We start from the raw sequence: 22,760 nt of genomic DNA, 5'->3' as shown, positions 1-22,760 counted from the left end.
ATGCCAAATAAAAAAACTAAAACGGCTATTAGCATTATTATAATTTGCCTTGCTTTATTCTCACTATATTCAATATGGAGATACTATCTATACTCACCGTGGACAAGAGATGGTCGAATTAGAGCCAACATTATCACTATTGCACCAGATGTTTCTGGATTTGTAACCAAAATATACGTATTTGATAACCAAAAAGTAAAAAAAGGACAATTAATCTTCACTATAGATAGAGATAGATATGCAGCAACTCTAGATGAAAAAGAAGCAGAGCTTAAGCATGCTATAATGCTATGGGAGCTAGCTGATCGTCAATATCAACGTAGAGAACAACTTGGCAAAGATGGTTCAATCAGCCTTGATACACTTGATGAGTATCATATGCAAGTGAAACTAAAAAAAGCCGATCTTGAAAAAGCAAAAGCTGAAGCTAGACTTGCAAAGATTAATCTAGACAGAACAAGTGTATATGCCCCAGCTGACGGCACCATAAACAATATTGAGCTACGACAAGGAAACTATGTTGTAGCAGCAAAACCGGTAATGTCTTTAGTTGAAGCTAATTCTTTCTATGTGACAGGATATTTTGAAGAAACTAAACTACCTAATATAAAAATTGGCGATAAAGCAAATATTGAATTAATGAGTGGTGGAGAGCTACTACATGGACATGTAATAAGTATCGGTAAAGCAGTAGCTGATAACAATACAGATGTAAACAGCCAACTATTACCTAAAGTACAGCAGACCTACGATTGGGTAAGATTATCTAAGCGAATACCTGTTGATATAGCTCTAGATGTGATACCTAAAAGTGTCAACTTAATATCCGGTATTAACGCAACGGTAACAATACAATGATACAAAAGATATTAGATGAGCTACCAACAATTATAAATAAAGAAAATGCCATCTATACAATTAAGGGCTGTATATCTTTGACTCTGGCTCTATATATCTCTATGAGTCTAAACTTGGATAAGCCAATGTGGGCTATGATTTCTGCACTATTTTTACAAACTCGACCAGAGACCGGTTTTATTATTGAAAAAGCACTTTTATTAATAGCTGTATCCTTTATTGGAGTGTTTGTTGGCTTTTTGATAGTCACATTTTTTTTGCCTTTTCCTGTATTAGCCCTAATGGCTCTATGTACGTTTATATCTATATCTATATTCTTCTCTGCCAATATGTCTCACCCGAACTTTATCTATGCTTTAGCACTAGCAAATGTTACCTGCATAATAATTGTTTTTTACTCTATAGCTAATCCTAATCTCACTACTGAAGAGACTATTTTTCATACTGGATTCTCTCGCGTAACTGAAATATCTATTGGCTGTATCTGCTCATGTTTTGTAAATTACTACATATTTCCAGTCAAAATACAAAAGACATTAAAAAATCACTCTAATAAAGTACTTAATCTTACTACTACATATATACAAGAAATGTTTTCTACACAGGATTTTATAAATAATCAAAAGTATAACTTAAAAGTTGAAGGAATTCTTAATAGCCTTGTAGCTCTTGATAATGACTTAAGTGCTGCAAAATATGAAAACCTAGATAAGAGTAATTATCTTGTATTTTCAAACGCTGTTGTCGAGCTAATAGAAGCTGTACACTCATTAAGAAAAAGTTTAGCTAAAACAAAAAATAACCCTACCTTACAAAATCACTTAAAAACAATCGCTAGTAGCTTAAATAATATTGATAGTTTAAATGATAATCCTAAAATCATCACCGACAATCAAAAATTAACTAAAGTCATAACAAAACTTATCGATTTAGTATCTAGTTATAAAAATTTAGAACTCGTAAGTAATCAAAATAATATCACATATAGCTTCATAAGATACACCAATCCGATTGTCACACTAATCGCTACGGCTAGGACTGTAAGTCTACTCTTAGTTATGTACTATATATGGGTTAGTACGGATGGTAACTCAAGCTTGCTGATGATGATTATTTTGCCTTGTGTATTATCACAACTTTTTATATCAGCGCCTAATCCTACTGATGCAATTGGAAAAAACATCATAGGCATAATAATATCTATACCAATAAGCATCTTTATAACTTTAAATTTACTCTCACAAGCTGTTGGGTATTTTGAGCTATTGATTTTAATTTTATTAATTGTCCTACTTATTCCTATAGTCACACTCAATATCCCCAAATTACAGATGTATAGTCTTGGATTTTATTTAGGATTTGTATCTATGGTTCAGCCAAGTAATCATATGAGTTTTGAAATCACTTCATCATTTACTATAGCTATGAGCTCAATTGTTGGATGTACAGGTCTTTGGTTAGCATTTAAACTATTTCCACTTACTCCTTATACTCTAAGTAGAAAAGTTGCTATTAAATCTATAATCAAAGATACACAAAAACTCAAAAAGCATGAGATTTCAAAAGAATATTATCAAGCAAGCTTAATCAAAAAGATTCTTAGTGTGTATAGAAATAGAAAAGATGATCAATCATCAGAAAAGGATATTGAATTTGCTTTACAAAGTCTTACAAAATGTTACTAACTTATATTAGCTATCTGAAGGGTTTATACAGATAAATTACACTTATAACCACTATACTTACGGATATTTATCACACCTGTATCGAATATCAGATACTGACCTTTGATACCTATAAGCTTTGCATCAATTATTAGATCTTTATCTAAATTAAATGATTTAATTTTTGCAGGATACTCAAGCACAGGATAATTTATAGTTTGAATATTACCCTCTACAGCTTCAACACTATTATCACCATATTTAGCTTTGATTTGAGCTATTTTCTCACTAGATTTTTCTATCAATTCTTCTCTTAAACTCGCAAAATCGACTCCTAAATCTGGTTCTCCTTGAAGCATTTTTCGCCAGTTGGTTTTATCTGAGATATGCTCTTTAATAGCGACTTCAACTAAGCCTGATATTAATCTAGTCTCTACAGCAAAGATCGGAATAGCTTGACTAGCACCCTGATCTATCCAACGTGATGGAATATTTTTAAGCTTTGTAATCCCCACCTTAATATCTCCTGTATTTGATAGATATACAATGTGAGTTTTCATACAGTTTTCTTCGCCCCAATTAGAATCTCTACATGTCCCTGCCGCAAAATGACATAATTCGGGCTTAACGATACAAATATCACACTCTGGTAGCTTCCTCATACACATAAAGCAGTAGCCTTGAGAGTAGCTTTTTTTAGTTTTAATGCCACAAGATACACAATTTATCTCATTTAAAAATTCAATTTTTAAATTCTTTCCGATCAAATCATTTATACAGATATCATCTAACTCATAACGAGCATTATTATCGCTATCCAATGATGTTTTCATTTTATGTAAATTTATAGTTTTATTCATCGATACTTTTTTGCAGTCCTAAGTTGCCTTTTAGGATAGCAGACTTTAAAACTAGTTAAAATGCTAGTTATTATTAGATATAATCAAATTAATCAAATTAACTCTCTTCTGATATGAGTGTAAGACTCGATAAATGGTTATGGGCCGCAAGATTTTACAAAACTAGAGCTCTTGCAAAAAAAGCTATCGAAGGTGGTAAAGTCCACTTTCAAGGACAAAAAACAAAAGTTAGCAAAACTGTAAATATTGGTGATGAATATCAAATTCAACAATCTCATATTAAAAAAACAATAATTGTCGAAGCTCTCGATGAAATTAGAAAATCAGCTACTGAAGCTCAAAAACTCTACATAGAAACACAACAAAGTATCGAGAAGAGAGAAAAAGAAGCAATTATCAGAAAAACTGCTAACTTATTAAGCCCAGAAAAGCCTACAAAAAAACAACGTAGGCAGATAATCGATTTTAAAAGGAATGATTAGTCAGCAACTACACAATTAAGTCAAACGTTTAAGAATTTAGACGAGGAGTTCTTATCTAACAAATCAAATGCCGAATAGTAAGTTAATCCCGAGTGATAACTTAAACCTATCTCACAAGTTCTACTATTAGAAATTCCACATACACAGCCTTTGACTTCCTCTTTTAAACCTGACAATGCAGAGGCATTAAGTTCTGGAAGAGTGAAACCTTTATCGCCAGCGAACCCACAGCAAGTCACACTTCTTGGTATCACCACATCATCTGATAATGAATTAGCTATTGCTAATATATACTTTTGATTTCCTGCTTTTTGTGTACTACATGTTTGATGAACTGCTAATTTACCTATTTTATGGATGTTTAATTTATCTAAACAAAATTCAGCAATAAACGCAACTGAATCATAAACCTTAGTATCAGTCATACCGTCATTTATTCTTAGTGAACACGGGCTAGCATCTGTGACTATTGGCAAGCTAAAGTTATCACTAGTTGCTTTTAATAATTCTATTACCTCTTGACGCTTCTGCTCTGCTTTATCATATAATCCTTTTGAATCAAATGGTTGTCCACAACAAGTATTAGATAAACCTTTGGGGACTATCACCTCATATCCACTCTTCTCTAGAATATTTAAAGCGGCTTGCTTGGTATCATTTTGGTTTGTATCTTTTGAAGGTCCAAATATTCTGGTTGTACAGGTTGGCCAATAAACTACCTTTGGTTTAGTAACTCCCGCTTCAAATTGTTTTATACTTTTTAAGCTTTTTGCACCTGTTGGCATAGCAGAATTCCAGACTGGTGTATTACCTAATACCTTATGCACTGCTAAAGATGACTTCCTTAGAATATTGTCACCTAAAACTCTACTAAAACCTCTACTTATTTTTAGAGCAAGGTTAGAGATTGTCGCAAATCCTGAAAAGTGCTTAAACATAAAACTATCTATAATATTTGCTTTATTTTGCTCTGCTCGTAAATCTTTTATAAAACTACCTGTATTAATTTCAACAGGACACTGTACTCCACATAATCCTGTTGCAGCACATGTATCAATTCCATAATATTGATACTTCTTTTTATAATCTTTATATTTTGCTTTATCTGTTTCTTTAAGGATCATCATTTCTTTATACACAGACAATCTCTGTCTAGGAGTTAGTGATAAATCTCTTGAAGGACAGACACTTTCACAAAAACCACACTCAAGACATTTATCTGCTTGCTTATCCAACTTAACTCTTCTTTTAAAGTTTTTAACAAAAACATCTTTATCATCATTGAGAAGAACACCTGGATTAAAGAGGTTATGTGGATCTAATAACAGCTTTATTTCTTGCATCACGTTGTAAAGCTGATCACCCCACTCTTTTGCAACAAATGGTGCCATATTTCTACCTGTACCATGTTCTGCTTTTAAAGATCCGTTGTATTTCTTAACAACCATATCTGTAAAATCATGCATAAAATCTTTATATCGTTGAACTTCGTCATCTTTCTCTAGGTTTGTTGATAGATTAAAATGTAAATTTCCTGTTAGAGCATGACCTGCTATATCTTTATCATAACCATACTTTTCTAGCAGATTTTCAAGATCAGTGATACCATCAGCTAAACTATCTATTGGAAAAGCAACATCTTCCATTACTAATGTGTCTAAGGCTGGCTTCTTATTACCTGCACATGGTAATACAGCCCTACGAACATCCCAAAGACGATTGTATTTACTGGCGTCTGTAACATAACCCACACCAAAAAGAGGTTCAAACTTTTTCAAGACTTCAAGTATTTTGGACTTCTTAACTTCTAGAGATTCAGGACTATCAGCATCAAGCTCAAACATTAATCCCGCAGAACCTACTTGTAGTTTATTTATCTGCTCTTTATATTCACTATCTAATATTTCTAAATCTTTGATAGTAATCAGAGTTGAATAACTCATTATCTCAGCTGCAGCAACATCATATTTAGATATTGCTGTAATAGCTTCAGCACAAGTTCTAATATCTCTAAAAAATATAAAAGCCGTAGACTTATCTATATAATTTGGAATCGTGTTATAACTAAATTCGGAGATAAAACCTAATGTTCCTTCTGAACCAACCATTAAGTGTGAAATTATATCTATCTCATTATCAAAATCTATTAGAGCACTAATAGCATACCCCATAGTATTTTTTATCTGATATTTTTGTTTTATAAAATCTACTAGTTTTTGATTAGACTTAACTTGCTCAGATATTGCCGACATCTTAGAGATGATGTCAGGATTATTTTTTCTAAACATTTCTCTTGAATCGACCGATTTTGTATCAAGGATCTGTCCGTCACTAAAGATAACTCTAATATCTTTTAGAGTATTATAACTATTATGCTTAAATCCACAACACATACCACTGGCATTATTAGCTACTATTCCACCTATTTTTGCCACATTTACAGAAGATGGATCTGGACCTATTTTTCGACCATATTTATTAAGAAATAAATTTGCTTGTCCACCCGTTAAGCTAGGTTGTAAGCGAATAATTTCTCCATTATTCTCAATGCTATAATTATTCCATTTATTTGTAATAACCACTAAGACATGATCTGTAATACCTTGACCATTTAAGCTAGTACCTGCTGCTCGAAATGTTAAAGGAACTTTATAAGTGTTTGCTAACTTTATAACCTCTAAAACTTCTTTCTCGTTGTTTATATGTAAGACTACTTTGGGTAACAGTCTATATAAACTAGCGTCTGTACTATACGCAAAACATAAAAATTCATCTGTTATTATTTGCTTTTTATCAAGCTTATTTTCTAATTCAGACAAGAAACTTTTAAGATGATATTTCATTTATAACACACCCCTATATTTGTTATACGGAATAACTACATTTAAAGTATAACTTAACCATCAATCTACTTGCTAATAATTATTAAAAGTAACAAGTTTTTCTCAATAAGCTACTTGTTTCAAGCAGAATGAAGTTACTTATTTGTATGTGGTCTTAGCTATGATTTGTATTAGAGAGTTCTAAATATTCAGAATTTTTTTAAGTCAAAATGATTACTTCAAGTACTTATCAAAAAAGTCCTTTATTTCTCTGCGAAGCTCTTTGCCTTGAGGAATATCTGGACTAGCTAAATATTGACAATGAGATATTGCTTCAAAAACATGTAATTGTGCATCAACTCCACAACTTCTAAGTTTTCTATGAATTTTTATAGTAGCACTTAACAGCTTTTGTTCTGTTTAGCTAGATTCAATGAAATTTCAGCAATCTCATCATTATATGAAACACTATTATCGCTAGGGTGAGTATGTATATTTTTTCTGAGTTCTTCACTTATATCTACAGTTGTATTTAGATATTTTTCAGATACACACTCAAGTTTCAACGCTAAATTTTTTTGAATAATAAAATCTTGAATATTGTTCTTTATTTGCATAAAAATAAAAAACTACATCCACTGGTTTTACTATTATATTTAAATACGATTAATTACTAAATTTTTCTATCATCTTAAGCACAACATAAATTATTGCGCTGATTATTGCTGATATAAAACATACTTTTATAGCTATAGGAAATAGATGAATAAAAATAGTAATAATAGTTACTATGATTAAAACCCCTACAAATATTGATAAAAATTTATCCATTTTAAACAACCCCTTATTTTATAATAACTTTTGCAAATTTACGTTTACCAACTTGGAAAACATTTTCTGTACCTTTACCAAAAATAGCTTTGTTATCTTCAGCCTTTTCACCATCTATTTTAACAGCTCCCTGCTTAATCATACGGATAGCTTCTGATGTGCTTGCTACTAAACCTGCCTCTTTTAACAAGTTTGCTATTGGTAATTCTTGATTTAATTCTACAACATTTATATCATCAGGTATCTGATTTTTTTGGAATCTTTGGATAAAATCCTGATGAGCACTTTCAGCATCTTCTTTAGAGTGGAATCTCTCTATTAGCTCTTTTGCCAACTCTATTTTAATGTCACGTGGGTTTGTACCATTAGCAACATCTTGCTTTAAGTTAGCTATAGTATCTAAAGATTTAAAGCTAAGTAACTCGTAATATCTCCACATCAGTTCATCTGAAATTGACATTACTTTACCAAACATATCATTAGGATTCTCTTCAATACCTATATAATTTTGGCTAGATTTTGACATTTTTTTGACACCGTCTAAACCTTCAAGAAGTGGCATTGTTATGATAACTTGTGGTTCTTGACCTTGTTGTTTTTGTAGCTCTCTACCCATCAACAAGTTAAATTTCTGGTCGGTACCACCAAGCTCTATATCCGCATTCATAGCTACAGAATCATAGCCTTGTACTAATGGATACAAGAACTCATGTATTGAGATAGACTGACCACCTTTGTATCTTTTTGAGAAATCATCTCTTTCAAGCATTCTAGCAACTGTTGATTTAGATGCTAGTTTGATCATATCGCTTGCAGACATTTTATCAAACCAATCACCATTACGACGAATGACAGTTTTTTCTTTATCTAAGATTTTAAATACTTGTTTAGTATATGTTTCAGCATTTGCAGCAACTTCTTCTGCAGTCAATGGAGGTCTTGTCGCATTTTTACCAGTAGGATCACCTATCTGAGCTGTGAAATCACCTATCAAAAAGTGAATTTCATGGCCTAAGTCTTGTAATTGTTTTAATTTGTTAATAACAACTGTATGACCAAGATGGATATCAGGAGCTGTTGGATCACAGCCAAATTTGATTACTAAAGGTCTATTTTTTTCTAGTTTTTTAACTAATTCTTCTTCGATTAGGACTTCATCAGCCCCTCTTTTGATTATTTCTAAAGTCTGTTGTATAGTCGACATTATATTTTGTATATAAAAATTTCTCTCAATAAAGCAAAATTATAGCACAAAACTCTTTTATAGAACCAATAAAACCTTATACTTACTACAAAGTAAAAACATTTAATATCCCATGCATATATATATATCACAAAGTAATGATATTTATTTCAATTTAGCTTTTGAAAACTGGTTATTCTTAGAAAAACTTCATCATGAAAAGATTTTATTTTTATGGCAAAACTCTCCATGTGTTGTTATTGGTAGAGCACAAAACCCATGGCTTGAATGTAATCTTGAAGCGATGAATAACGATAATATACCAATGGTACGCCGTCAAAGTGGTGGCGGAACTGTTTATCATGACTATGGTAATCTTAACTACACTATCATTAGTACAAAAAAAGAACATGACATCAAAGCAAACCTAGAGCTAGTATGCAGTACGGTCAAAAAATTAGGTATAGATGTATATGCCAATGAAAGAAATGATATTGTTATTGATCATAATGGTCATACCTACAAAGTATCAGGTAGTGCTTTTCGAGAGAAAAAAGATCGTGCTTTCCATCATGGTACACTGCTCATCAATGCTAATACAAAAAAACTCTATGACTATCTTCATCAACCAATAGATAAATCTTTAGATACAAAAGGAGTGAAATCTCATCGATCAAAAGTAATCAATCTATCCGAGATAAAGCATGATATACAAACTCAAGATCTCACAAGATCTTTTATTAAAGGCTTCAGAAGTATTGATTTAAGCCTAATTAATGAAGAAACACCATTAGAAAATAGAGAGCTTATAGACAAAGAGATAGAAATACTAAAAGAATGGAAATGGCGATTTGGAAAAACTCTACCATTTACTAAAACCTACACCAAAGGTAGTGAACAAATCAAAATCAAGATTGATGCTGGTATTGTTACAGAGATTAATAACGTTTATAAAAACACAAATCTAGCTGATAAAAATATCCGTTTTGAAAATAGCTATGATTTTGATTTCTTTAAGAAAATTCTTACAGAATAAATTTTATTTAGAGTTTGTTGAGAAGAATGTTGCAACACTAATTGCAAAAATGAAAGGCAAAATAAAAGCATCAACAACTGTCACGACAATATTTTGAATAGACATTTCTAATGAACTCATCTCTAAGCCAAAATCCTTCAATAAATATATTAACCCAAAAGTTACTAATGGTTTGATTATCATAAGAGCTAATATTGTAATAGATATTCTAAACATGTAGAAAAAATTACTTCTTATTATACTAAAGTTATTAGATATAGACTCAAAAATACCCTTTTGTGCTAATAATACAGCAGGCATAACTGTCAAGAAGAATAATATTCCTAGAAAAATACCTATATATTGTAAAAACATCGTAAACAATGTCATAGCAATCATCGAAAGTAAAAATGCTCCTAGAAATACAAATATCCTTTTTGAAAATATCTGTAGAGCTATTTTTAACGCATCTGATACTTTTATTTCATGCTTAACCACAATACCTTGCAATATTATTATCATTGCGTAAACAAATACAGTAGCTACGACAATCAACAAAAATATACTTGCTAATATATTTCCTGATGGTAATTGCGAAATATCAGCTTCGTTACCACTTTGAATATAATCTGCCATGCCGTGATTCATTAGGTATACAAAACAAAACTCTGATACAAATGACAGCATAAAAGCTAATACAAAAGTTATTTTAAATGCTCTTTTGTATATATTTGTAGCTATTGAAATCGTTTCTCTAAAATTTAAATTATTCATCATAATGCTCTAGTAAAAAATAAAACAAGCTAAAATATAACATAAAATTCACTATTTTTGTCTCAGAAAAACTAATAAGGCCTTTAAAGCAGAAAAAAATATAATAAATTGCTTGTAAAATTTTATATCAGATACCATTTAGTAATATTACATAGATTATTTTAACAAACCTAATAAAGGATTTGATTATGGAAGCAATGAAAGGAACTACCATCCTATGCGTTAGAAAAGGTGATAAAGTAGTAATCGGTGGCGATGGTCAAGCTACACTAGGACATACAATAGCAAAAGAAAATATCATAAAGGTTAGAAAATTAAATGGTGGTAAAGTTCTGACAGGCTTTGCAGGATCTACTGCAGATGCATTTACACTATTCGAAAAATTTGAACAAAAACTAGAATTTTATCAAGGTAATCTTGAAAGAGCTGCTGTTGAAATGGTACGTGAGTGGCGTTTAGATAGAATGCTGAGTAAGTTAGAAGCTATGATTATAGTTGCCGATGAGAAACTATCCCTTCTAATATCAGGAGCTGGAGATGTTATGGCTGCTGACAAAAATGACATTATATCTATTGGTTCTGGATCAACTTATGCTCGATCTGCAGCAACTGCACTTGTAGAAAATACTGATCTCTCTGCTGAAGAGATAGTTAGAAAAAGCCTTACAATAGCTGCAGACACTTGTATATACACAAATCATAATTTCACTATTGAAAGTTTAGAAAACAAAAAAGGATAGTTATACGATGACACAAGTAATGACTCCAAAAACAATTGTACATGAATTAGAAAGACATATCATAGGTCAAAATGATGCTAAAAAAGCAGTTGCTATCGCTCTACGCAATAGATGGCGTAGAATGCAACTTGATGATGAGATGCGTCAAGAAGTAACTCCTAAAAATATCCTAATGATAGGACCTACTGGTGTAGGTAAAACAGAGATTGCGCGCAGACTAGCAAAATTAGCAGATGCGCCTTTTATCAAAGTTGAAGCTACTAAATTTACAGAAGTTGGTTATGTCGGTAAAGATGTTGAGTCTATAATCCGCGATCTAGTAGAAACTGCTGTTAAAATGAAGCGTGAAGAAGCTAAGCAAAAAGTTACAGAAAAAGCTGCTATATTAGCAGAAGATAGAATATTAGATGTTCTTATCCCTCCTGCTAGAGCTTCTGAGTCAAAAGTAGGCTTTGCAAATGAACCTGCCGAAGATGCCCAATCTAAAAAAGAAAAAGAAAATAAAACTCGCGAGATTTTCAGAAAAAAAATCCAAAATGGTGAGTTAAATGATAAAGAGATTGAGATCGAAGTATCTGTAGCTCCTAAAAGCATAGGTGTTATGGGACCTCCAGGTATGGAAGATATGACAAATCAGCTTCAAGATCTGTTCTCTAGTTTAAGTAGCGATAAGAAAAAAACAAAGAAAATGAGAATCAAAGATGCTATTAAACTTGTCAAAGATGAAGAAGCTGCAAAACTTATCAATGAAGAAGATATTAAGGCTAGAGCTCTTGAATCTGTTGAGCAAAACGGTATCGTATTCTTAGATGAAATTGATAAAGTCTGTAAAAAATCTGGAACTTCAGGTGCTGATGTATCTAGAGAAGGTGTTCAGCGTGACTTACTGCCGTTAGTAGAAGGTTCAACTGTTTCTACTAAATACGGTATGATAAAGACTGATCATATCCTATTTATAGCATCGGGAGCATTTCATGTTGCTAAACCATCTGACTTGATCCCAGAGCTTCAAGGTAGATTACCAATCAGAGTAGAACTAAAATCTCTTGAAATAGAAGACTTCGTTAGAATACTAAAAGAGCCTGATTGTTCTATACTTAAGCAATATATTGCTTTGATGAAAACTGAGGGTGTAGAACTAAGCTTTGAAGAAGATGCCATTAGAAAGATTGCTGAAATTTCTTTTCAAGTAAACGAAGAAGTTGAAAATATCGGTGCTAGAAGACTTCATACTGTTATGGAAAGACTTCTAGAAGAAATTTCTTTTGATGCTCCGGACTTAGAAAACAAATCTATAAACATAACTACAGATTACATAAATGAAAAACTAAGTGGACTAGTCAAAAATAAAAATTTAAGTCAGTACATTCTATAATCCTTTATCAAATTTGCTATCTTATCTATTTTTTAGAAAAAAACATCTATAAAATCAATTTTACTATCTACTTTGATTCTAATAATTTAATGGGTGTTACTCTAATAAAAAAAGCCTCTAGGCTACTACTAATAACACAGCTATTTTCAACAGTAAGTTTTGCTGTTCTTTACTCAACATTAGTTTTATTTATGACTCAAGCTTTGGGATTCACTGTCACAAAAGCAAGTGCTGTAATGGGTGTTTTTGTTGCATTTAACTATGGTTTGCATATCTTAGGTGGCTATATTGGTGGTCGATTAATTAGCTATCGAGTTTTATTTTTGATAGGAATGGTCTTGCAGATAATCGCTTGTTTATTTTTATCGTTTCCAAGTACTGAACATCTATATATAGCTCTAGCTCTATTTCTAACGGGATGTGGTCTAAATGTCCCATGTATAAATATGATGTTAACTCAGCAATTTGAAAATGATGATACTTCTCGCGAGACTGCCTTCTTTTGGAACTATGCTGGAATGAATGTCGGTTTTTTCATTGGCTTTACTGTAGCAGGTATATATCAATCAGAACATAGTTATAACATACTTTTTCTTATTACCACTATTACAAACATAATCGCTTTTTTACTTGTAATTACTAGCTGGAAAACTGTAGCGGATAGAACTACCCCTCTTGTCAGAAAAATTAAAAACTCAGGAACAAAAATCCTATACAAAAACAGTATATATACAGTCATTCTAATTTTCTTGACTATAGCTATTTTAGTTATTGCTTTACAATATCCTCTTAATACAAATTATATTGCACTAGCTATCGGAATTACTCTATTAGCAATGTTTATACCTATAGCAAGATCGCAAGATACGAAAGAACAAAAAGAAAAAGTATATGCTTATGTTGTTTTAGCAACTTTTGGATTAGTATTTTGGTCTGCTTATCAGCTTGCACCAATGGCTCTAACTGTATTCACAGAAGCTAATGTTGACAAGCATATTTTTGGCTTCACAATCCAAACCCAATGGTTTCAAAATGTAAATACTGTAGTAATAGCTGTGGGAGGTGTGTTATTACCTAGTCTTCTTATAATTATTCGTCGAAAATTTATATTCTCATTCCCTATGCAGTTTTGTTTTAGCATCGTATTTATAGGAATTGGCTTTTTGATGCTAGTGATAGGAATTTTCTCAGCGAACAAACTTGGACAAACAGCTGCTATATGGTTAATTTTAAGTTATGTATTTCAGTCCATAGGAGAGCTTTTAATATCTCCAACAGGATATGCTATGATCGGTAAGCTTGCCAACCCTCGACTACAAGGCTTGATGATGGGATCTTGGATGGTTGTTACAGGAAGTACATCTGGAGTTATAGCAAGCTTACTATCAATATTAGTTGCTTCACCAGATATCAATGCTACACCACTGGAGACAAATCATAATTATTTAGCTCTATTTGCTGGCTTAGCTATCATTGCAGGTATAGCAGCATTTATCATGTATGTATTAATTCCCAAAATTAGAAGACTTGCCCATATATAGTTATATATTAGCTGTATTTTCAACCGACCATACATTATAATCTAATCATCCTTTTAATTATTTTAATATCATCCGTCTGTGACTATTAAAGAAAAGTACTCTAAATATATCCCTCTTTTTATATCTGTAACAATGACTCTAAATGGTTTTATTACTATTTTAGCAGTTGCTGTACCAGTAATTAACAAAATATTCTCTGTCAATTTAGATGCAAATATCCCTTCAGATCTCTACGATTTTGGTATGAAATACAATACTGGATTAGGAATATTTTTACCCTTAATCTTAGGGTATTTGATGATAATCATAGCCCGTGGTATTTATAACCGTAAAAGAACTTTTTGGTTTTTAGCTGTTGTTTTCATTAGCCTGTCAATTATTGGAGATTATGTCCAAGATAAACATATATCTTATGATGTTGCATTTTTCACTCATGTTTTAGAAATTTTATTACTTATATATTTTAGAAAAACATTTGACAAGAAAAACTCTAATAGAATTACTTTCTACCAATTCGTATTACTTATTTCATTTTTCTTAGCAATTGGATATAGTGTTACGGGACTATACTATCTAAAAGATGAATTTGATGGTATCAAAAACGTTTCTGACGCAATATATTTTACAATAGTCACATTTAGTACAGTTGGATATGGAGACATACACCCTCTAACAGAAGAGGCGAAGCTTTTCACCGTATCTATTATGATTATGGGGATAGGATTATTTGCAACTATTATAACAGTAATGGCTGGTAGTGTTATTAATAGAATCACAGAAAAGTTTAAACAAAAAGATGGAGCTACTTTAATGAAGGACCATATTGTAATTTGTGGATATACGGAAATTACTAAATGCTTAATAAAAGATTATTTTAAATCACATATTGACAATATTATTGTTATTGAAAAAAATTATCATCAGAAATTTATTAATGCTGATGTAGAACAAGAAAAACATTTCATAGATGCTGAATCCTATGATTATGATGCTCTCAAAAAAGCTAATATAACCAAAGCTAAAAGTATATTTATACTTAATGAAAAAGATTCAGATAATATTTTAACACTTCTTTCAATCAAGGAAGTTTTAAAAACATCAGAAGAACCAACAGATAATATAAAAATATCAATCAAACTAGACAAAGATGAGAGTATCAATATCGCAAATAATATCGGCGTAGATCAAATTGTGTCTCCAACTAAGAAAATCGCTGAAATGCTAATAAAATATGAATAATTTCATCAAAAATAATTAACATAGCTTTAGACTATGTTATCATTTCGAGAATATGTGTACCAATTTTTCCAAAAAATATATTGTGGAGTAAAACCATGGAATATAATTACGACATTATCATTATAGGTAGTGGTCCTGGTGGCGAAGGTGCTGCCATGAAAGCGACTAGAAATGGTCAAAAAGTAGCAATTATTGAAGATGATGCCATTGGTGGGGGTTGTAATAACTGGGGAACAATTCCGAGTAAGACTCTTAGGCAACTATCACGAGAAGTTTGGTATAACAAAAAAAACTTTGATTTTCCTGATATGCTAGACAATGCATTTGAGGTAGTTCTAAAACAAAGAGAAATTAAAAAAAATCGTTTTGCTAATAATGAAATTGACGTATTTTATGGTTTTGCGAGTTTCTTAGATAAAAATAAAATTAAAATTTCGCGTAAAAATGGTTCTACTGAAATCATAACTGCTAAAAAATTCATACTAGCAACAGGATCTCGCCCTTATCAACCTGATGATATAGACTTCACACATCCTAGAATTTTAGATAGTGACAAGCTTCTTGAACTAAAAGATAAAAATATTAAATCAATAACTATATATGGTGCTGGCGTAATCGGTTGTGAATATGCATCTATATTGGGTACTCTTGATATCCAAGTAAATCTTATCAATACTAGAGACAAATTAATGTCATTCCTTGATGATGAGATTATAGAAACTTTAACAAACCACTTTACTGTTAACCAAAAAATCAACCTAATGCATAACGAAACTTACAAGAGTATCAAAGCTAAAGGCGACAAGGTAATTACTACATTAAATTCAGGTCGAATTATAGAGTCTGACTATGTGCTATTTGCTCTTGGACGTGCCGGTAATACTAATGGTCTGAATCTTGATAAGATTGGAGTTGAATATAGTCCGCAAAGAGGTCTGGTGAATGTAAATGATAATTACCAAACTACCCAACCTAACATATATGCTGTTGGTGATGTTATTGGTTTCCCTTCACTTGCATCATCGGCTTTTAACCAAGGTAGATTTGCTGCTACGCATATTATTGATGGATCATGTAATGATAAGTTAGTTGAAGACATCCCAACAGGTATTTATACAAGACCTGAAATAAGCTGTATTGGTAAAACTGAAGAACAGTTAACAGCAGAAAATATTCCTTATGAAAGTGGTAGAGCCTATTTCAAAGATCTTGCTCGTGCACAGATTTCAGGAAGTGAAACCGGTATGCTAAAAATACTGTTCCATAAAGAAACTTTTGAAATTTTAGGTATTCATTGTTTTGGTCATAGAGTATCCGAGATTATCCATATTGGTCAAGCAATTAAATCTATGCCTGGCAAACACAACACTATAAGATATTTCTTGAATACTACATTTAACTACCCTACTATGGCAGAAGCATACCGTATTGCTGCTATTGATGGTGTTAATAAGCTTAAACCAAAAAATAAACAATGTGTGCCTGAACACAAATAAATATGTATTACGATATATATATAATTTTCTTATTTATATTTCTTTTTGGTGCAGCTATTGGCAGCTTCCTAAACGTTCTAATATATAGAGTGCCTAACAAGATATTTGCTGATGAGAAAATCATAGCTCGAGAAATACTTGAATTACCCAAGCAAGAATCTGATCAGAATTTTAGCTTAACAGCACCCTCAAGATGTCCAAAGTGCAAAAATAAACTCAAATATCGTCATAACATACCTATTTTAGGTTGGTTTATTCTAAAAGGTAAATGCTATTTTTGTAAAGAAAGTATCTCTTTTGAGTACCCTTTAATTGAGTTTATTACTGCTATAGTATTTATAACTATATTTTATATATTTGGGCTTACTATTCAGGCAGTAGCTCTCGCTGGTCTAAGCACATTTTTTATTCCTTTATTTTTTATAGATGCAAAATATCAGATACTTCCAGATTCACTTACTTTACCATTAGTATGGATAGGTATTATTCTTAACTACTATAATGTATTTACTACACTAGATCAGTCAGTTTGGGGAGCAATTATCGGATATCTATCACTATGGAGTGTATTTTGGATATACAAAATTCTCACTGGCAAAGAAGGATTTGGCTACGGAGATTTTAAGCTATTAGCTGCAATTGGTGCATGGTTTGGATATCCTATGCTTCTTTATACAATATTTGCTAGCTGCATATTTGGAATTTTAATTGCTATAGGTATAAATCTTATCGCAAAACGTACAAATGTAATACCATTTGGCCCAGCTATCATTTTAGCGACATTTTTTTACCTACTAACTAAAGATAATCTTTATATATGGTATAATCACGTTATGTTTATTCAATATTAGTCATGTTAAATGCAAAAGAAATCTTTCGCAATCCTTTCAGTGTTTGTATTATTTTTATTGGTAATAATATACTTCTTTAGCACTGCAAATCTTAGTAAATCATCGTTTAACAATCAACAAGGTCTATATCTTGTCAAACAAGCGTTTCCACAATATAAAGTAATAAAAACTTTTGATACAGGTATACATCTACAAGCTTATATCCTTGAAGATAAAAAGGATCCAACTAAACGAACAGTAACTTTCACGAGTGAAGATGGTGATGTCATCGTTAATGGAGAGCTTTTAGCATGGGATAGAAATCAAAACAAGCTAACAAGTCTAAATCAGATATATGCTAATTACTTTACATCATCTCCACAAGCAAGTGATCTTTATTTAGATATAAAAAAATATGCTACATATATTCAACAAGGTAGCGACGATGCTCCACATAAGTTTTATGCAATCATTGATCCTAACTGTCGTTACTGTGCAAGCCTATTTGATGCCTCTCAGCCTGCTATCAAATCTGGTGATTTAGCAGTCCGTTGGATTCCTATCGGTAGTTTACAAAATAGTCCTGATGTTGTTAGAAGTATTTTCAACTCAAAAGATCCTCTTCAAGCATTGATAGAATATCACAATACTAAAAAGTACGATGAAAGCTTAACAAAACCGAATGAAAAAGCCGAAAACAATATGAGATTATCTTCGGATATAAATGGCTTCCCAACTATTATCTACAAAACTCCAGAAGGTGCTCTTAAAATATCAGGTGGAAATAAACTTCCTCTTACTGAAGCAAAAATTGCTGAGAAAGATAATATCAAAAAAGTTAATGAATTCTTATTACTAACATCAAATAGTTTCTAACTCTATATATGAATAAAATAATAATTTTAATAATTACTATATTTACCTCAAGCGTTGCTTTCTCTACTAGTATGGCAAACATTGAAATATCTAATCATTTACATAATTTAGAAAAACAATACGGTGGTAAAATAGGTGTCTACACGATTAATAGAAATGATAATAGTAATTTTTCGCATAACCAAAGCTTCTATTTCCCCATTTGTAGTACTTACAAATTTCTTGTGGTTGGCGCTATACTCAAACAGAGTATGACCGATAACAACTTACTCAATAAAGAGGTAAAAATCTCAGCAAATCAAATTATTGGCTACTCGCCAGTGACAAAAAAACATATAAATCAAACAATGACAGTGAGTGAGCTTAGCAAAGCAGCTATTCAAAGTGATAACACTGCAACCAATCTGTTGATAGAAAAGCTAGGTGGTTTAAATAATCTTAATAATTTTATACTTTCATTACATGATCATGCAACAAAAGTAGCTGGCTTAGAGCCTGTAGCTAATCAAGTTAGTCTTACAACTAATCAAAATAAAACTACTCCCAAAATAATGGCTAAAGATATTAATAAACTCGCTTTTAGCAATAGTATTCTTGACAAAAAGCATCGACTATTATTTAAGAAATGGCTTTTAGAGAATGACTCTGGTAATAATCGTATAGCTGCAGAAATTCCTGATGAATGGGAAATTGGTAATAAAACTGGTACTTGTGCTTATGGGTCCACAAATGATGTTGCTATTATTTGGCCTGATGATGATAAAGCTATAATTATGGCTATTTTTTATACTCAATCACAAAAAGATGCTAAACCAAATAGTAAAATAATAAGAGAAGTAACTAAAATACTTTTGGATAAATTAGAACAACAAAACACGAACAAAGATGCCTAAAATAAAGATGATTGTTGGCCTAGGAAATATAGGCAAAGAATATGAAAATACACGCCATAATGTTGGTGAGTGGTTTATTGCGAAGATTGCTAAAGATAATAATGAAAACTTTAGTCTAAATTCTAAACTTAATTGCAATATTGCTAAAGTAAATATCAATTACAATAACATAATATTGGTATTTCCAACTACGTTTATGAACAATAGTGGCTTAGCTGTTAGTAAGGTTGCTAATTTCTATAAAATTGAACCTGAAGAAATACTAGTAGTACATGATGAGCTAGATATAGATTCAGGGGAAATTCGTCTAAAAAAAGGTGGTGGACACGGTGGTCATAATGGCTTAAGAAGTATCCATCAACACCTTGGGACAAATGATTATTTACGCCTAAGAATTGGTATCGGACATCCTGGACATAAATCAAAAGTATCAAATTATGTACTATCAAATCCTTCTGTAGCTCAGAAAAATGATATAGATAATGCTATTGATAATGGTATATGTGTTTTAGATGATATAATAAACTACAAATTAGAGCCTACAATGCTGAGGCTTCATACAAAATAATATTATAAGGAATAAAATAATGGGATTTAAATGTGGTATTGTAGGTTTACCAAATGTTGGTAAATCAACTCTATTTAATGCTCTTACAGAAGCTGGTATTGAAGCAGCTAACTACCCTTTTTGTACGATTGATCCAAATGTAGGGATCGTTTCTGTTCCAGATCAAAGACTTAATGAGTTAGCAAAAATTGTTAAGCCAGAAAGAATACTTCCTACAACTATGGAGTTTGTTGACATTGCTGGTCTTGTTGCAGGTGCAAGCAAAGGTGAAGGTCTTGGAAACAAATTCCTAGCAAATATTCGTGAAACAGATGCTATTGCACATGTCGTCAGATGTTTTGAGGATGATAATATTATTCATGTAAGTGGAAAAGTTGATCCTATTGATGATATTAACACTATCAATATGGAACTGATATTAGCTGACATTGAATCTTGTGATAAAGCAGTTCAAAGATTCGCTAAAATGAAAAAATCTGGTGATAAAGAAGCTTTAGCTAAAGCAGATTTTTATACCAAACTAAAAGAGCATTTAGAATCAGAAAAACCAGCTAGAACATTTGAGTTAACAGATGATGAAGCTAAGTGGCTCAAGCAAACTCCTCTACTAACTAGCAAACCTGTATTGTATATTGCTAATGTTACTGAAGATGGTTTTGAAAATAATCCATTATTAGATAAAGTTATAGAGTATGCTAAAGCTGAAAATTCAAATGTTGTTCCTGTTTGTGCTGCTATGGAACAAGAAATCTCTCAGCTTGAGCCAGATGAGAAGCTAGAATTTTTAGCTGATATGGGACTTACTGAGACTGGTCTTGATAGAGTTATCAAAGCTGGTTACGCTCTTTTGAATCTTCATACATACCTAACTGCAGGTGTTAAAGAGGTCCGAGCTTGGACAATCCCTGTAGGCGCTACAGCACCCCAAGCCGCTGGCGTAATTCACACTGACTTTGAGAGAGGATTTATCCGAGCTGAAGTCATCTCGTATGATGATTATATTCAGTATAATGGCGAAAAAGGTGCAAAAGAAGCCGGTAAAGCTCGTCTTGAAGGAAAAGAATATATCATGAAAGATGGTGATGTTGTAAACTTCAGATTTAATGTATAGCTAAATCTAAAATGTCCAAGAATATAATTCATAACTGTCTGATTTGGTTATCAGTCATTGGTATAGTTGGTTGTAATACATCTTTTACCTATCCAAATTATCAACCTAGCGGAACATACTATAATCCAGACTATGACAAAGATGATCTAATTCATGGTTACTTTCAGCAAAGTGTTGAGCAGATGGAAACTAGTCCATATACATATCAAGGTCAATACTATGAAGAAACTGGCTTTACTCAGCCAAGTCCTTTTATGCAGAATATAAACTGGAATAGAATGAACGTTTAATAACAAAAATCTATTTTATATTTCTATACTCGTAGTTAATTTTATAGAAACTATTTTGTTATCTCTAATATTCGTTATTTCAAGTAAGATATTATTATATTTTATACAACAAGGTCCTTGCGGTAAGTTCTCAATTTCTTCTATTATAAGGCCGGACAAAGTTTTAGCATCTTCACTTTCAAACTCTATCCCTATATGACGATTTATTTCTCTTAATGTAGCACTACCACCTATTAGATAACTATTTTCATCAAGTTTGCGAATATTATTATTCATATCAAATCTATCAGAAAACTCTCCAACAATTTCTTCCATAATATCTTCTATTGTAACCGTACCACAGACATCACCATATTCGTCAACCACAATAGCAAATCGTTTACTTTTGTATTGAAAATTAACCAGTTGAGTCTGTAAAGAAACTGTTTCTGGAATGAAATACGCTTCATGGGCAATTTTACGTAAACTTGCTTTTGTTATTTGTGATCTCTTAGTTGATATAAGTAAATTAGTTATCTCCTTAAGTTTTATAACTCCAATAACATTATTAACACCATTCTCACATAAAATAATATTCAAAGATCTCATTTTTGCTATTCTAGCTAAAATTTTATCTACAGAATTGCTCAGGTCTATATATTCTATTTTATTAAAATGGGTCATAACTTCTTGGACTAAAACTTTATCAAGTTCTAATACACCTATTAACATATTTTTATTTTTAGCACCAAGTTTTGCATTTGATTCATTTACAACAGTCTGTATTTCTTCCTTATCCAAAGACTCATTATTTACAGGCTCAATCTTTATACCAAAAAGTTTTAAAGTTATTTTTGAAATCATACTAAGAAAAACTACTGCCGGATATAGTAATATCATTATTACTTTTAGAGGTAATGAAAATGGAAAAGCTAATCTTTGTGGATAGACTGCTGCAAATGATTTTGGAATTATCTCTCCAAATACTAAAACTAAAATTGTGACAACTATTGTTGCTATCAATAAACCAATATCACCAAAATGATCTTCTGAATATGATGAAATGACTGTACCGGCAAATATATTTGCAAACGTATTACCTATAAGTATCGCAACCAATAGTCTCTCGGGATTACGGACTAAAGATAAACTTCTTTTTGCTGCTCGATGATTTTTTTTTGCCAAATGTTTAAGTTTATATTTATTCAAAGCCATCATAGCTGTTTCTGAGCTTGAAAAAAAAGCTGAAATGCTAATAAGAATAAATAAAATAATAACTACAGTATAAGTACTCATTCAATAAATAATAATGAAGATAATGCGAAGTCTTATT

21 protein-coding genes are annotated in these 22,760 nt (G+C 31.6%); 15 read left to right on the top strand and 6 right to left on the bottom strand.

The window, feature by feature from the left end; translation table 11 throughout:
• Positions 1-858, top strand: coding sequence for an efflux RND transporter periplasmic adaptor subunit (locus FTPG_RS06405; RefSeq protein WP_004287615.1), 858 nt, complete (start codon positions 1-3; stop codon positions 856-858).
• Entirely contained in the window at positions 855-2,543 is a 1,689-nt protein-coding gene (locus tag FTPG_RS06400; protein WP_004287614.1) for an FUSC family protein, read from the top strand. Before FTPG_RS06405 ends, FTPG_RS06400 begins: the two co-directional genes overlap by 4 nt.
• A 23-nt stretch (positions 2,544-2,566) precedes the next feature.
• Here the strand turns inward: FTPG_RS06400 and FTPG_RS06395 are convergent, their stop codons facing one another.
• Positions 2,567-3,382, bottom strand: coding sequence for a DUF2797 domain-containing protein (locus FTPG_RS06395; RefSeq protein ID WP_004287613.1), 816 nt, complete (start codon positions 3,380-3,382; stop codon positions 2,567-2,569).
• A gap of 113 nt (positions 3,383-3,495) precedes the next feature.
• Here FTPG_RS06395 and FTPG_RS06390 point away from each other — a divergent pair, with 113 nt between their 5' ends.
• Entirely contained in the window at positions 3,496-3,864 is a 369-nt protein-coding gene (locus tag FTPG_RS06390; protein WP_004287612.1) for an RNA-binding S4 domain-containing protein, read from the top strand.
• A 20-nt stretch (positions 3,865-3,884) separates the two neighbouring features.
• On the opposite strand, the gene FTPG_RS09670 is transcribed toward FTPG_RS06390, so the two are convergent.
• The 3 genes from FTPG_RS09670 to tyrS form a co-directional block, all read right to left on the bottom strand.
• Complete coding sequence (locus FTPG_RS09670) at positions 3,885-6,707, bottom strand: FAD-binding and (Fe-S)-binding domain-containing protein (RefSeq protein WP_004287611.1); 2,823 nt, start codon at positions 6,705-6,707, stop codon at positions 3,885-3,887.
• Positions 6,708-7,087: 380 nt separating this feature from the next.
• Positions 7,088-7,303, bottom strand: coding sequence for a hypothetical protein (locus tag FTPG_RS06380; protein ID WP_004287610.1), 216 nt, complete (start codon positions 7,301-7,303; stop codon positions 7,088-7,090).
• A 227-nt stretch (positions 7,304-7,530) separates the two neighbouring features.
• Positions 7,531-8,721, bottom strand: coding sequence for a tyrosine--tRNA ligase (gene tyrS / locus FTPG_RS06375; RefSeq protein WP_004287608.1), 1,191 nt, complete (start codon positions 8,719-8,721; stop codon positions 7,531-7,533).
• 112 nt (positions 8,722-8,833) lie between these two features.
• Here tyrS and FTPG_RS06370 point away from each other — a divergent pair, with 112 nt between their 5' ends.
• Positions 8,834-9,736 (top strand): lipoate--protein ligase family protein, encoded by a 903-nt coding sequence (locus FTPG_RS06370; RefSeq protein ID WP_004287607.1) that lies wholly within the window; start codon positions 8,834-8,836, stop codon positions 9,734-9,736.
• A gap of 3 nt (positions 9,737-9,739) precedes the next feature.
• Here the strand turns inward: FTPG_RS06370 and FTPG_RS06365 are convergent, their stop codons facing one another.
• Positions 9,740-10,489, bottom strand: a complete 750-nt coding sequence (locus FTPG_RS06365) for a hypothetical protein (RefSeq protein WP_004287606.1) — start codon at positions 10,487-10,489, stop codon at positions 9,740-9,742.
• Between the two features lie 188 nt (positions 10,490-10,677).
• On the opposite strand from FTPG_RS06365, the gene hslV reads away from it, so the two are divergent.
• From hslV to FTPG_RS06310, 11 genes are all read left to right on the top strand, one after another.
• Positions 10,678-11,229: an ATP-dependent protease subunit HslV gene (gene hslV / locus FTPG_RS06360; protein ID WP_004287605.1), complete on the top strand. Its 552-nt coding sequence runs from the start codon at positions 10,678-10,680 to the stop codon at positions 11,227-11,229.
• 7 nt (positions 11,230-11,236) lie between these two features.
• Positions 11,237-12,604 (top strand): ATP-dependent protease ATPase subunit HslU, encoded by a 1,368-nt coding sequence (hslU, locus tag FTPG_RS06355; protein ID WP_004287604.1) that lies wholly within the window; start codon positions 11,237-11,239, stop codon positions 12,602-12,604.
• An 89-nt stretch (positions 12,605-12,693) separates the two neighbouring features.
• Positions 12,694-14,145, top strand: a complete 1,452-nt coding sequence (locus FTPG_RS06350) for a peptide MFS transporter (protein WP_004287603.1) — start codon at positions 12,694-12,696, stop codon at positions 14,143-14,145.
• Between the two features lie 78 nt (positions 14,146-14,223).
• Positions 14,224-15,384 (top strand): ion channel, encoded by a 1,161-nt coding sequence (locus FTPG_RS06345; RefSeq protein WP_035722548.1) that lies wholly within the window; start codon positions 14,224-14,226, stop codon positions 15,382-15,384.
• A gap of 95 nt (positions 15,385-15,479) precedes the next feature.
• Positions 15,480-16,880 (top strand): Si-specific NAD(P)(+) transhydrogenase, encoded by a 1,401-nt coding sequence (gene sthA, locus FTPG_RS06340; protein WP_012280895.1) that lies wholly within the window; start codon positions 15,480-15,482, stop codon positions 16,878-16,880.
• A gap of 2 nt (positions 16,881-16,882) precedes the next feature.
• A complete protein-coding gene (locus FTPG_RS06335) occupies positions 16,883-17,731 on the top strand; it encodes a prepilin peptidase (RefSeq protein WP_004287600.1) in 849 nt (282 codons plus the stop codon).
• Positions 17,732-17,740: 9 nt separating this feature from the next.
• The gene (locus tag FTPG_RS06330; protein ID WP_004287599.1) at positions 17,741-18,586 is read left to right on the top strand and encodes a DsbC family protein; all 846 of its coding nucleotides are present in this window, start codon (positions 17,741-17,743) and stop codon (positions 18,584-18,586) included.
• An 8-nt stretch (positions 18,587-18,594) separates the two neighbouring features.
• Positions 18,595-19,479 carry a class A beta-lactamase gene (gene bla / locus FTPG_RS06325; protein ID WP_004287598.1) on the top strand — a complete coding sequence of 295 codons (885 nt, stop codon included), beginning with the start codon at positions 18,595-18,597 and terminating at the stop codon, positions 19,477-19,479.
• A complete protein-coding gene (gene pth, locus FTPG_RS06320; RefSeq protein ID WP_004287597.1) occupies positions 19,472-20,047 on the top strand; it encodes an aminoacyl-tRNA hydrolase in 576 nt (191 codons plus the stop codon). The genes bla and pth overlap by 8 nt, the downstream gene beginning before the upstream one ends.
• 19 nt (positions 20,048-20,066) lie before the next feature.
• Positions 20,067-21,158, top strand: coding sequence for a redox-regulated ATPase YchF (gene ychF, locus FTPG_RS06315; RefSeq protein ID WP_004287596.1), 1,092 nt, complete (start codon positions 20,067-20,069; stop codon positions 21,156-21,158).
• Positions 21,159-21,169: 11 nt separating this feature from the next.
• Positions 21,170-21,448: a hypothetical protein gene (locus FTPG_RS06310; protein ID WP_004287595.1), complete on the top strand. Its 279-nt coding sequence runs from the start codon at positions 21,170-21,172 to the stop codon at positions 21,446-21,448.
• Between the two features lie 15 nt (positions 21,449-21,463).
• Here FTPG_RS06310 and FTPG_RS06305 read toward each other — a convergent pair whose 3' ends face one another.
• The gene (locus FTPG_RS06305; RefSeq protein WP_004287594.1) at positions 21,464-22,723 is read right to left on the bottom strand and encodes an HlyC/CorC family transporter; all 1,260 of its coding nucleotides are present in this window, start codon (positions 22,721-22,723) and stop codon (positions 21,464-21,466) included.
• Positions 22,724-22,760 lie beyond the last annotated feature (37 nt).

Source organism: Francisella philomiragia subsp. philomiragia ATCC 25015 (genome assembly GCF_000156715.1).
Classification (GTDB): Bacteria; Pseudomonadota; Gammaproteobacteria; order Francisellales; family Francisellaceae; genus Francisella; species Francisella philomiragia.
Note: the sequence above shows the minus strand (reverse complement) of the source record. Positions and strands in the feature narration are given on the sequence as shown.